The sequence below is a fragment of the Saprospira sp. CCB-QB6 genome, from assembly GCF_028464065.1.
Taxonomy (GTDB): Bacteria; Bacteroidota; Bacteroidia; order Chitinophagales; family Saprospiraceae; genus Saprospira.
This window is the reverse complement of sequence record NZ_CP116808.1, coordinates 3,987,879-4,001,256: the sequence shown is the minus strand read 5'-3', so window position 1 is coordinate 4,001,256 and position 13,378 is coordinate 3,987,879. Positions and strand designations below refer to the sequence as shown.

The following is a 13,378-nucleotide window of genomic DNA, read 5'->3' as shown; positions in this document are numbered from 1 at the left end:
CTTTTTTAGATGTTACGTAAACTTATGTTTTCCCTGCTTGCCCTTAGCCTTTTTTTAGTTACTGCTTGTAGCAGCTTTGAAAAAGAACAACTTATGGGCAGCTGGCAAAATGAATTGATCTTTGTCAAATTTAATCCAGATGAAACGATGGAGCTAAAACTTGGCGGCGACAATGTTCAGAAAGGAAGCTACCACATTTTTGGCAACACCATTGAATTGATTAACGCAGAAGGCAAAGTTAGCCTTAATATGTCTGTAGTTAAGATTGAAAATGACAGCCTCTATATCAATATGATGAAAACGGGCAGTGATAATATCAAAGCGCTGGCTAGAGTGAAAGAATAAAACTAACGATAGGTTTAGCTGACAAGCCCCCTGAGCAATTGCTCAGGGGGCTTGTTTTTTATTGGCGCAAATGGCCTAGCGATGCGGCGGGGTGGCCGTCAGGCCAGACCAAGGCGGCAAAGCCGCCGAAGGGCCGAGCAGACCTGCGAGCCCCAAAGCGTAGCGCCGCAAGGCGAAGCCGCAGCGGAGGCCCCAAAATCATTTACAACTAAGGATTCAGTAAAATAAAGTCTTTGCCTGATTTGCGGAATTGTTGTGGGCCAATTGTCAGGATTTCTCCATCTTGCATATCACTTAGGTTGAGGTACTCGCCTTCCAGAGTATAGATAGAGCCGCCCGTTCGGCTGGCGATGCGAATATAATCTACGCCCACTTGTCCCTCTTTACCCGTTTCGCAGATAAGGACATCGATTTTTTTGCCCATTTTTTCAATTTTTTTGAGCAATGGCATATCGCGTACTCGGGCAAAATTATCGGCAATGAGAAGAACGCCTGTGCATTCGGGATAGCGATCGAGACCAGCCAAGACAGCCTCCAAGTCATTTTCAGAAGGGCGGCCACCGCGGCCAGCTTTCATGGCTGAAAAGGCCACTTCTTTGATACGGTCGGGAGAAGGCGAGCCGACAAAATAGGTTCCACCAGATCGGCCCAGCATACCATCGGGGCTATCATCTCCATCATTGAAAAACAGGTACTTTTTAGTGCTGTCCATTTTGGCCTGAGACTGAATAAAGATCAGTGTTTGCGTGATATAGGGATACATGCTGCCCGTTACATCTTGGACAATGAGGTGGCCTGACCAATCTTCGGCTTTTTCGGTGAGGTATTTATAAACGACTGTATCGCTATCGAGCTGCTCCAAGGCTGCAGAAATAGAAGCGGCCGAAGGGGGTTCTCGGTAAGCGACCTCTCTTTCGGTTAATTTTACCTCTTTGATTTTTTTGGTCACATATTGTTTGGGGCGTTTTTTTCCAAAAAGGCCTTTTTTGCTGTTATAGCGTTTTCCATTTTTGCGTTTTTTAGGGTTACTGTGTAGGTATTTGCCCGTCCAAGTTCGTTTTTCTACCCATTCGATTGTAGAATCTTGGACCGTTTTATAGGCTGTTTTGCCCAAAGCGGCATCCATTGTTCGTTCGATAAAGGCAATTTCTTCTTCTGGGGGCAAAAGGCGGCTAGTTGGTCGGTCCACTCGAACATCATCTACTGTGCGAAGGATGCTACCATCTTCGGCGGTAAGGCGGTGAGGTTTGAGATAAATTACAAAGCCGTGAAAATAAGTGCGGGCGGTTTCATAATCGCTAGCGCCATCTTGGGCCACCAACCGCCACTCGATAAGGTTAGATTTGAAGGCTTGAGGAAAAAACCAATGTAGCATTTCGTAACGGTCCTCATTGAGTTTGACTTGATCAAAGCTTTTATCTTGTCGAAAAACCGTGTACACCAAATCAATGCGCTCCACAATCGTATCAGTCAAGCTGTTAATTAGGGCTTTATCTTCTGGTGTAAAAATAAAGCGAGCGTAACGCATCGGAAAGTAGAGAATGTAAGGGCTTTGGCGACTCGTATCAAATTCGGCAATTAGCTCTTCGGGTTCTTCAGCCAGCATTCTGGGCGTAACGACCAGCGTATCTTCACTGGCCATTTTTTGGGCCGAAAGCGGAAGGGCTAAGAACAATAGAAAAAATAAATAGTAAGGCATAAAACTGTTTTAGTGGGTTTGGCCAAAGATAAAATTTTTAAATCAGGGGCCTGCCTGAAGGAGTATAAAATAGCAAAGGGCAAAATGCGTTTGCAGCTAAAAAAGATGTCACAATTCACAATAATTCTCCTTATAGCTTGTAAATTGAGAAGAACAAAACCAGCATGCCTATGAAAACCTTATTTAGTCTAGTTTTTTTAATTCCGCTATCTTTATTTGCCCAAATTTCTGATCAACCTTTTGAGGAAATGGCCCAAAAAGGGGAATATGACAAGATGATCCAACTTGCTCAAAAACAACTAAAAACCCCTAAAATATCGGCTAGAGAAAAAGCTCGTTTACGGTTTTTCTTAGCTTGGGGCTTAGATGAGGGAAAAGGCGAAGATAGTCTGGCGCTAAAGGAATATTTGGCGGCCGAGCAATGGCAAAAAGAGCAACCCCAAGCATTAAAAGATTATGCAAAAACCTTAGAGTTATTGGGGAATTTTTATATTCAAAAACGGTCAGAATTTGGGCAGGCGCTTCCTCGTCTGCAAGCGTTAAAACAAGCTTATGTAGAGCTTCAAGAGTCTGATAGCCTAAGCATAGACAATGACTTTAACATTGCTTATTGTTTTCGCATGTTAGAAAAGGGGGAAGAATCTAGTCGCATATATAATAGCTTGGTCCAAAAGCTTTCCGGCTTGCCCAAAGCAGAACGCTCCATTCTTCCTAGGGTTTATAAAGAATTGGCCAATTTGGCCTTAGAAAAAGATGAGCTAGATCAAGCACTGCTACTATTTCAACGAGCCTTGCTTTCGGCTAAAGAAACTTTTGGAGAAAAAAGCATCGCTTATGCCAGCCAACTCAATAGTTTAGCGACCTACTACTACCGCCTAGAATTATATGATGAAGCCGAGCCCCTTCTGCTAGAGGCGCTTAAAATTTATAAAACTCAAAACATTCAGGACAAACGATATGCTGCGGCCTTAGGCAATTTGGGAGCCCTTTATATTGAGCTTGATCGTTTACATGATGCCCTGCCCTTGATGCAAGAAGCTGCCGAAATTGAAAAAGCGCTTCTAGGGGAACAAAATATAGACTATGCCACAAGTCTGAATAATATTGGTGCCGTTTATATGCGTTTGGGAAACTTTGAAAAAAGTTTAGCAGCTATTCAACAATCTGTAGCGATTATTAAGAAGACTAAAGGAAGTAGCCACGGTAGTTATGTCAATAATTTATCAAATCTAGCTTATGTGTATACTGTAGCTAAAAAATATGAGCTAGCGGATGCCGCTTATCAAGAGGTATTGGAGTGGGTACGCAAAAATCGAGGAGATAGAAGTCTAACCTACGCTCGTATTTTATATGACTATGCCATTTTGTGGGAAGCTAAAGGGGATGTAGACAGAGCAATTGCCATCAATCGAGATATTTTAAGCATTCAGGAGACGGTATTAGGCCCTGATAGCCCAAAACTTTTGCGAAGCAAAAATAGCTTGGCCATTTACCTCTTTGCGGCCCAACAAGATGAGGAAGCCTTGGCCTATATTGACCAAGTGGTTCGACATTGTACCAATAAAAGTGTAGGATTAAAGGATGAAGCCCAATGGCAACAGCAAATCTTGGAGCACGCTCCTTTAATCAATACTGATTTGCTCAAAAGCTTAGAGCTTTATTATACCTATTTACAGCGAACACAACCCTCAAACTACCAAAAACGCTTGGACCAAATTGAGCAAACGGCCATCTCCCTGCTGGAAAATGAACGCAAAAACATGAGTGCCGAAGCTGATAAACTACAGAGTTTAAAAACACAGCAAAAATGGGTAGTTCGCGCTAGTGAACAGGCTATGACTGAAAAAGACTGGGCTCGTGCCTTCAGCTATTCTGATTTTAACAAAACGGTCTTGTTACGCCAACATTTGGCCCAAAAAGCAGGCCGCAGCCTTAGCAATCTTCCCAAAGAATGGCAGGAAAAACAGCGTCAATTAGAGGATAATTGGAAATCTATCCGAATTGCAGCAGACAAAACATTTGATGCAAAGCAAAAAGATAGTTTGCTTATTGCTGCCAATGAAGCCAAATTACAACTAGAAGAATTACGCCTTGATTTAAACCAAAAATATCCTCAAGCCGCTCAATTAGAAGAAATTAACTGGCTAGACAAGACTAAACTTCAAGCTGAGCTACAAGAAGGAGAAGCTATTCTCAATTATTTGGTCCAACCCTCAAAAATATATATCTTTTTACTCCCCAAAAAGGGAAATTTGGTTGCTAAAACAATCCCTATCGAGCTAGACCAACTGAATAAAAGTATTAACAATTTTAGAAAGAGTCTAAGTGATTATCCTTTTATCCAATCGGACTCAGCCCAAGCACGAGCGCTTTTTTTAAAAGAAGGTCAAGCACTTTACCAACAGCTTGTTGCTCCAGTTTTAGCACAACAAAAGGGCATCCAACAACTACTGATTATTCCAGATGCAGCTCTTGCTCATATTCCTTTTGAGGCCCTACTAAACAAAGCGCCTAAGGCCAATAGCAGTTATGCTGAACTGCCTTATTTGATTAAAGACTACGCTATTTACTATAATTATTCGCTAGCGCTTTGGCAAGAAAACAACCAACAAAAACCTCAGAATAATGGACAGTTTTTAGGGGTTGCGGCTAGCTATGAAGGCCAAACTAATCAAGCTGGCGCTTTACGCTCAATGCAAGAGCAGCGCTTGCGCTCCCATTTGAGTCCTCTACCTGCCGCTCGCCAAGAAATTGATTTTTTGGCCCAAGAGTTTTCTGGCCAATTCCTCTATGATAGCCTCGCCAATGAAGCCAATTTTAAACGATTAGCCCCAAATTTTGCAGTCATCCACTTGGCTATGCACGGCCTGCTCCGCCCCCGACAACCACTCTTGTCGGCCCTAGCCTTTAGCGAAAATTATGATTCGATAGAAAATAACTTTTTGGAGGCGCACGAGATTGCAAAAATGAACCTACAAGCCGATTTACTGGTCCTTTCGGCCTGTGAAACTGGCTTGGGAAAGTTCCAAGAAGGTAATGGAATTGCCTCTTTGGCCCGCTCATTTATGTATGCTAAAGTGCCCGCTCTACTGGTCTCGCTCTGGCAAGTCAACGACCTGAGCACCGCCTATTTGATGCAAGAATACTATAAAAATTTAGCTGCCGGGAACAGCAAATCCCAAGCCCTTCAACAGGCCAAGCTCAATTACCTACAACATGCCGAAGGCCTGGCCCAACACCCTGCCTTTTGGGCCGCCTTTATTCAACTAGGTAACGACAAGCCCCTTCAATTACAGCCTGATTTTTGGAGCAGCAAACTGATCCTATTGGCCACTATTTTTTCTAGCGGTTTATCTATTCTCATTTTACTCTACATTGTTTTGCGCTGGAAGAAAAAGGATCAAAAAGCAGGTTTATATCAAAAGTAAGAACATTTTTTGGGGCTGCCCCTCGCCTATCGGCTCGGGTCGCTATGCTTCGCGGCTCGCAAGTATGCTCGGCCCTGCGTCGCTTCGCTCCTAGGTCTGGCCTGCGGCCACCGCTGCGCAGCGCTCATCCGCTCATCCTTATTACTTTGCCCCAAGCTTCTGCTTCGGCCCCTTTATCTACAAACGCTTTGTTCTATGAAAAAACCATTTGCCTTAGCTTTAGCAGGACTAATTTTTGGCGCCTGCCAAGAAACGCCCAAAACCATATCTTCACAGCAAGAAGAAGCAGCTCAAAGGGCCATTCCGGTGGTCAACCAAGCCCCTAGCCAAAAAGATAGCCTGCAATTCCCTTGGCTAGCGCAACCCATCTTTGCCGAGCGACTGGCCGATGCTTTTTCCCCACCAAAAGGGTTTAGTTGGGTATCTGCGCCCAAAGGCAGTTTTGGCGCTTGGTTAGCTGATTTGCCGCTTTATGAAAAAGGCTATAAGGTCCATTTGTATCATGGGGCCGAAAAACCCTATCAGGCGGGAGCGGCCAGAGTGATTCAAATTGATGTGGGCCAATCTGATTTGCAACAATGCGCAGATGCCGTCATGCGGCTCTATGCCGAATATGCCTATGCAAAAAAAGATTATGAAGCCATTTTCTTCAACTTTACTTCTGGCGACCGGGTCCGCTTTTCGGATTGGGCCAGGGGCAAAAAACCAATAGTTAAGGGCAATCGAGTTTATTTTTCTGAAGCTAAGGGCCAAGTAGATTATAGTTATAAAAACTTTCGGAGCTATATGCAGCGGATATTTATGTTTGCGGGTACAGCCTCTTTAGCTGCCGAATTGCCCAAACGCCCTTTGGCCCAATTAGAAGCTGGAGATTTGTTTTTGCAAGGGGGATTTCCAGGGCATGCCGTCTTAGTTATGGGGGTAGCCAAGGACCAAAATGGCCAAAAGAAATTCTTATTGGCCCAAAGTTATATGCCGGCTCAAGAGATTCATTTGTTGCGCAATCTGCAAGCTGGGGGAAGTCCATGGTTTTCTTTGGCCGAAGATGAGATTTTATATACTCCAGAGTGGAACTTTGCAGTAGGTAGCCTACATAGCTTTTCGGGTAGAAAATAGGGCCAAAAATGGCCTAGCGATGTGCAGGGGGGGCCGCAGGCCAGACCCAGGCGGCTCTGCCGCCGCAGGGCCGAGCGACCCGACCAACGGGAGCCGACGCAGCGAAGCAAGTAATAGCGAGCCCCGAAACGTAGCGCCTGCCGCAGGCAGGAGGCCCCAAAACAGCAGGACAACTTTCTGTATAAAAAAAACTGCTCTTCCCCAAAATAGGCGAAGAGCAGTTCTCATTTAAATTCTAATTGTTTCTAGTCAATTTGAATTTTGTCGGTATAGCTGCGGGCAGACTCAAGGTGCTGAGCACGGATTAAGTAATTGCCTGCGGGTAGGTCATTGGGAAGGTTGATTTGCAATTGGTTGTGTCCGCTTTGGATTTGGACCATTTGGCTAATCAACTTTTTGCCCAATAGATCGTATAGTTGGATTTCTACCGTTTCCTGCATACTTCCCTCTACTTGGTAGAAGAGTTCCGATTTGGTAGGATTGGGGAAGAAGCTAGCGACCAATTGATCTGGGCGAGCGAATTGAAGGGCAAGCACCTCAGAAAGTTCGGTTTCGCCATTAGCGAGGAAGCTTCTTACACGGTAGTAATTCATTCCTTCTAGAGGAGCGATATCGTCGGCGCTATAATTTAGCTCGTTAGCAGAAGGGCCTTGAGCGGCTACCTCCGTCATATCGCTAAAGTTAATTCCATCGGCAGAACGTTCCACAACATAATGTGACACTTCTTCTTCTTGGGCCACGCCCCAGTAGACGCGGTGTATTTGGCCGATAGCTTGAGCGCGGAGATAGCTCCATTCGGTATTCAGTAGTGGATCAGGAATTAGGATAATTGCGCCAGATCCGCCAGAGAAGCCAGGAATCCCCGTCCATTCAGAGTAGTTTACCCCATTGGTGGTAGTTCCTGTGCTAGCACTATAATGTGTATCATCATAGAGTGGAGCGGCATAATTACTTCCTGAGTTTTTGAACCAGTAGAAGCCGTTAGGAGTAGCATACTTATAAGTGTAAGCGCAGGCGGGATAGCTTGCGATCCAGTTAGCTGCGGCCGTTTCGATAGCCGTTTTTTCTGCAGGCTGATAGTAGAAACGTACTTCATAGCCACCGATAGGAGCACCACCACCAAAGTCTAGATTCCAGCTACGTTCCATTTCGAAGCGTTCCTCACCAGGAGTTCCCCCTGTAGAGCAATCGGCAGCAGTAGCGGGTCCTTGAGTTTGTTGGTAATAGGCGCCATTATCATAAATAGTAGCAATAGGATAGCCTGCGGGGGCTCCGCTAAGGTCACCTCGGACAGAGAAAATGATTTCATTGCCATTATAGAAATGGTGCCAGCCTAGGTTGTCAGTACAGTAGGTATTGGTAGAGGTTCCATTTAGGGCATAAATATAGTCCTTAGCCAAAATGGGTTCGCTATCATCTGCAGTATTGTTACAACTACCTTCGCGGCGAACATAAACGGTAGAACCCCCTGAAGGAATTGTATAGTTAATTGAGCTACCGATGCCTAACAAAGTACCAGAGCCATTAGGGCCAGAATACCAATAGAGGTCAGAGGCTGTTCCAGCTGTTCCGCCAGCAGCAGAAAGGACAACATCGGTATTGGGGCAGAAAGTCCCTGCGATAGGAGCGATAGTTGGTGTGGTAGAGTTATAAGTAACATTTACTGTTTCTGCTGCAGTAGTAGTACAGCCATTAGCATCAGTTACTGTTACCGTATAAGTAGTTGTATTTAGCGGAGAAACGGTTTGGCTAGCACCAGTGGGCAAACTATTATCCCAGTTATAGGTAGTTCCACCAGTTGCTGTAAGCGTGGTATTATCTCCATCGCAAATATCGGTTGTTCCGCTAATTGCGCCAGTGGGCAAAGCGTTCACGAGTACACATTCGTCCGTAGTATAAGTACAGCCAAAATTATCAACAACTTCATAGGTATAACATGTAGTACCTGTAGTTGTAGGAGTTACATCTGCAGTGGTAACAGAGGTAGCGTTGAGATCTGCAGCCGCTTGCCAGCCTTGACTAGCGATAGTGGGTGTAAAGCTACCAATAGCCTGAATAGAGGCACCAAAACCCATCTGCCAACTAAAAATATATCCATCATCAGAGCCTAGATTATCTGTAATTTCGATGGTCCAGTCTCCATTCAGCGGACAGCCGACAAGGTCTGCAAAGCTTCCTGAAGGCAAATAGTCGCCAGGGGTGACTGTATTACCTCCTTCTATAGGTGATGTAATAGTAGGTCCATCCACTAAAAGATCTGTAGCCGTATTAGTAAAGCAATAATCATAACCTACACCAGGTCCACTAGTCACATCATCATAAGGATCACCTAAAAAAGTGCTAGTACCTCCAGGATAAGTGTGTAAATCTGTAGATTGGCCATTCGGACAACGAATCGTCATTTGAAGGTCACCAAGATAAGAGTGTTCCATATTGACACAAATACTTTGGATATCTGTAGCAGCAGTAACCGTAGTTGCAGCGGGATAACAATCTACAGTTGTAGAAGTAGAATAAGACACTCCAGAACCATCAGGTAGGAAAGTAGTTCCACTCACAGGGGGAGCACAGTTAAATACAAAAGTATTCATAGTTACTGTCGCATCTAAGGCTGAGCTCTCTCCCAAACAAAGAGGATCTGGAGTAGCCGTTGTAGTTAAAGTAGGAGTAGTAGAAACCTCTATTACTTGGTCGAGCACATTATCATTTACACAACCATCTGTATCTGTAATATTAAGGTCAAGTTCATAACTACCTGCTGTAGCATAGCTATAAGAAGCTGAAGTTCCCGAAGCCGTTCCTCCACCACCAAAATCCCAATCATAAGTTGCACCTGCTCCAGAGTTAGAGAAAGTTCCACTACCTACCACAGAAAGTGTTTGGCCTTGGCAAAGGCGAATAACTCCATCGGCATCAGCAGCTGGAGAAGTAGAAACTAGTACAGAGTTTATTGTTTGGCAACTATTTGTACAAGTCACTGTTGCCACCCAACCTGCTTCAGTTGTAGAGCCGTCAGAAGTAAATCGAAATGTAAGGCAACCCGAAGTATTTGCAGGAGTGGCTGATACTAAGCCAGGCCCAGTTGTTCCAGTATAGGTTCCCAAAGAAGAAGCAGAAGTTGAATTACCATCAAAGATTTCTAAGAAATCGTAACTATCTTCTAGCTCAAAGCTCGTAAAATCTGCTTGTACTTTAGAATTAACGGCATTCGGACAAATAGTATACACTAAAGTTTGACTACTACTATAGTTTCCTGATAGTCCCCCATCATCGGTAAAAGTTCCAGAGCAAGAGGTTGTACTTCCATTAGACATAGTAATTCCTCCTGCTAGATCTGGCACACAACTAATAGTTGCTTCAAAACCAGAAGAGGTGACTGATCCATCAGAGTCAAAAACCAAGGTTAAGCAACCTGTGGTAGATGTAATTGTACCTGGGTTTGTTGTCCCAGCATAAGTACCGATTAGCGTTCCTGAGGTGCTGCTTCCATCATAAATTGTCAGATCATCACAACAGCTTTCTGTAGAAAATGAGCTAAAGGCCAGTTGTACTTCATCAGTACTTCCCGAGCAAATCGTATAAGTAACTAGTTCGCTATTTCCATAATTTCCTGTTCCACCTGGATCCAATAAGGTACCAGAGCAAGCCGTGATACTTCCACCATCTGTCATAGTATAGCTACTTCCACCACCTCCTCCTCCACCAGAGGGCACACAACTAATAGCTGCTTCAAAACCAGAAGAGGTGACTGATCCATCAGAGTCAAAAACCAAGGTTAAGCAACCTGTGGTAGATGTAATTGTACCTGGGTTTGTTGTCCCAGCATAAGTACCGATTAGTGTTCCTGAGGTGCTGCTTCCATCATAAATTGTCAGATCATCACAACAGCTTTCTGTAGAAAATGAGCTAAAGGCCAGTTGTACTTCATCAGTACTTCCCGAGCAAATCGTATAAGTAACTAGTTCGCTATTTCCATAATTTCCTGTTCCACCTGGATCCAATAAGGTACCAGAGCAAGCCGTGATACTTCCACCATCTGTCATCGTACGATTTTGCGCAGATGCATCAAAAGAAAGGCTTATAAAAAATATACTACATAAAAACAGATAAAAATTTTTCATATCCAAAAAGAGTTAGGTGAAAAAGGGAGTTATTTTACGGGGAGAATGACAATTAAATATGGCTCATTATCAAATCGATAGACCTTTTTTGTCTGGGGAAACAAGTCTATTCCGTATTTTAATGGATTGAATGTAAGCTGGTTAAATCGCTGATCTCTAGTTATGTTTCGATTGTTCTTATTCCTCAGAGGCAATTCTGACAATTTGGGAAACTTCTCATCCGCCTCAATAGGATAATTTAAATATTCAACCCGACGCTGGAGTAAGTCCTGCAGCTGAGCATAAATACCTGGATTTTGTTGTTGGTAATTTGTACCATAAACCTCCTCAATTTTGGCTGAAGGTTCGGTAGGTTGGAGAGTTGCTTGTGCATTTAGGCTAAAGGAACCTACAAATACACAGAAAATTAACGTAAGGTTAAATCTCATATTTTGGGATTTTGAACAGTGAGCTAATCGTAAAATTTTATTGCTTTAGTTTAAAAATAGCAATTTTTTATTGTAACCAAAACGGACTTTAGGACTTATAGTATCTTAAACGTCTTTTTAACGCATTTCATACCCCTTAGCGCATTTTTTTCGATTTTTTTGCAAATCAACGAAATACATATATAAAAAAGGGCCTCCCCTCCAAAGAGAAAAGACCCAGAATCAACAACTGCTTGACAGAAATAAAAAAATTAAATCGCCTTTTGCTAATTAAGCTATGACTTACTATAACGACTTTTTAGCTAGATAAAAATCAACTTTTTCGCAAGAATCATCCGCCAAACGCGCATCCATCTGTTCCAAAGTTTTGGGCGGAGGTACAATGACTTTATCCCCCTTTCGCCAGTCTAATGGCATCGCCACTTTGTGCTCATCAGATACCTGTAAAGCCTCCAACGCACGCAAAATCTCATCCATATTGCGGCCCACATTCAATGGGTAATACATAACCAAGCGAACTTTCTTTTTGGGATCAATAAAAAATACCGCCCGCACCGCTGCCGTATCACTCTCATTGGGCTGCAACATTCCATATAGCTTAGATACTTTCATATCAATATCGGCAATAATGGGAAAGTCCAAATAAACGCCTGTATTTTTACGCACATTGTTTACCCAAGCCAAATGCGCATGAATACTATCAATACTCAAACCCATTAATTCCGTATTTAAAGCCTCAAACTCCGCCTTACGCAAAGCAAATCCACTCATTTCAGTGGTACAAACAGGAGTAAAATCCGCTGGATGTGAAAAAAGCACAACCCACTTATCTTTTGCATAATCCGAAAAGGTAATGCTTCCTTTTGTCGTTACTGCTGTAAAATCTGGCGCCTGATCACCAATGCGAGGCATATTATATACCTCTACTTTTTCTCCTTGCTGGTTTTCCATAATCTATTATTTTATTAAACACATTTAAATGATGATTCCTTTTAAATGTCCTCCTGAAGGTATTGTTTTGTCTTTTTTACTTTTGTGACCCTCTTAACAAAACACACTATTCTTCCAAAAAAGCCACGACCCGAGCAGGTGCAGCCGATGCCCCCTCTATCTTCAAGGGAAATACAGCCAGCTCAAAACCCGAATAAGGCAGCGCATCCAAATTGACCAACTGCTCCATATGCCAATACTCCTTCTCCTGCCCCACCAAATGCGCCTCCCAAAAAATATTACGATCTCGCCCCTTTTTCGCCCGCCGAATCTGATCAGGCAAAGGCGTATCCCAGCCCCAAGCATCTATGCCCATCACTTTTATCCCCTGATCAATTAAAAAATGAGTGGCTTCTGCACTCATTCCCGTTCCCCGCTGATGAAAATCTGGCTCTCCATTATACTTATCCGCCCCTGTCCGAATCAACACAATCATCCCCTCTTCTAAAACTAAATGCTCCCGCTCCAAAAAAGCACGAATATCCGCTTCCGTAATTGGATCAAAATCAGCCTTATGCGACATATCTATCACTAATCCAGGCCCTATACAATCCCCCAAATCAATCTCATCTATGGTTTTTGCCCGCTGCCCCCCACAAGTAGGCGAGTAATGCCAAGGCGCATCTATATGCGTTACCGAATGCACCCCCATACTTATATAATCATCCGCCCAACCCTCAAAATTCTTGGGAAATAATCGAAAAGGCAAACCCAATAAACGAATTAACCAACGCGCCTGACGATGCTTTTTATGCTTGATTTTTACCCGCATAAACCAAGGATCTCGCTTGTTTTCCCGTATCGCCTTAGAAAGGTCTATAATTTTTCGCTTTTTCATATTATCTGGATTTAGTGCTCAATATAGTTACGGAAAAAATTAAATATTTCTGAGCTTCCCCTCTTTTTTTATTCTTTTTGGGGCCTGCCGCCAAAGGCGGCGGGCTGTTTCGCAGCTCGCTGTTCGCTCGGCCCTTCGGCGCTTTCAGCGCCTTGGTCTGGCCTAACGGCCACTGCTGTCCATCCCTAGGCCTGCGGCGGCTTCGCCGCCTGTAGGATGGATGTATATACCTGTGGGTTAAAACCCACAGCAACCAAAGCGGCCATACTAAGCGCAATAAAAATGAGCCGAAGGTTAAAACCATCGGCTCATAATGAGTTCTACAGCAAACAAGAGCTAAAATGTTTATTTATGGAGGGTTTCAACCCTCCATTGAACACAGAAATGCATTCGTTAATTGGCTGTAGGTTTCA

8 protein-coding genes are annotated in these 13,378 nt (G+C 43.7%); 3 read left to right on the top strand and 5 right to left on the bottom strand.

What is annotated here, in order from left to right; genetic code table 11:
* The first annotated feature begins 9 nt into the window (after positions 1 to 9).
* Positions 10 to 345 (top strand): hypothetical protein, encoded by a 336-nt coding sequence (locus PPO43_RS15330; protein ID WP_272619385.1) that lies wholly within the window; start codon positions 10 to 12, stop codon positions 343 to 345.
* A gap of 208 nt (positions 346 to 553) precedes the next feature.
* Here the strand turns inward: PPO43_RS15330 and PPO43_RS15325 are convergent, their stop codons facing one another.
* The gene (locus PPO43_RS15325) at positions 554 to 2,044 is read right to left on the bottom strand and encodes a hypothetical protein (RefSeq protein ID WP_272619383.1); all 1,491 of its coding nucleotides are present in this window, start codon (positions 2,042 to 2,044) and stop codon (positions 554 to 556) included.
* A gap of 170 nt (positions 2,045 to 2,214) precedes the next feature.
* Between PPO43_RS15325 and PPO43_RS15320 the strand changes: the two genes are divergently transcribed.
* Both PPO43_RS15320 and PPO43_RS15315 read left to right on the top strand, forming a co-directional pair.
* On the top strand, positions 2,215 to 5,472 hold the full coding sequence (locus tag PPO43_RS15320; protein WP_272619381.1) for a CHAT domain-containing protein: 3,258 nt from the start codon (positions 2,215 to 2,217) through the stop codon (positions 5,470 to 5,472).
* A gap of 195 nt (positions 5,473 to 5,667) precedes the next feature.
* Positions 5,668 to 6,588: a DUF4846 domain-containing protein gene (locus PPO43_RS15315; RefSeq protein WP_272619379.1), complete on the top strand. Its 921-nt coding sequence runs from the start codon at positions 5,668 to 5,670 to the stop codon at positions 6,586 to 6,588.
* 245 nt (positions 6,589 to 6,833) lie between these two features.
* On the opposite strand, the gene PPO43_RS15310 is transcribed toward PPO43_RS15315, so the two are convergent.
* The 4 genes from PPO43_RS15310 to PPO43_RS15295 form a co-directional block, all read right to left on the bottom strand.
* Positions 6,834 to 10,709, bottom strand: a complete 3,876-nt coding sequence (locus PPO43_RS15310) for a CUB domain-containing protein (protein WP_272619377.1) — start codon at positions 10,707 to 10,709, stop codon at positions 6,834 to 6,836.
* 29 nt (positions 10,710 to 10,738) lie between these two features.
* On the bottom strand, positions 10,739 to 11,137 hold the full coding sequence (locus PPO43_RS15305) for a GTP cyclohydrolase (RefSeq protein WP_272619375.1): 399 nt from the start codon (positions 11,135 to 11,137) through the stop codon (positions 10,739 to 10,741).
* A 285-nt stretch (positions 11,138 to 11,422) separates the two neighbouring features.
* Entirely contained in the window at positions 11,423 to 12,088 is a 666-nt protein-coding gene (locus PPO43_RS15300) for a peroxiredoxin (protein WP_272619373.1), read from the bottom strand.
* A gap of 106 nt (positions 12,089 to 12,194) precedes the next feature.
* Complete coding sequence (locus PPO43_RS15295; protein WP_272619371.1) at positions 12,195 to 12,965, bottom strand: cyclase family protein; 771 nt, start codon at positions 12,963 to 12,965, stop codon at positions 12,195 to 12,197.
* Positions 12,966 to 13,378 lie beyond the last annotated feature (413 nt).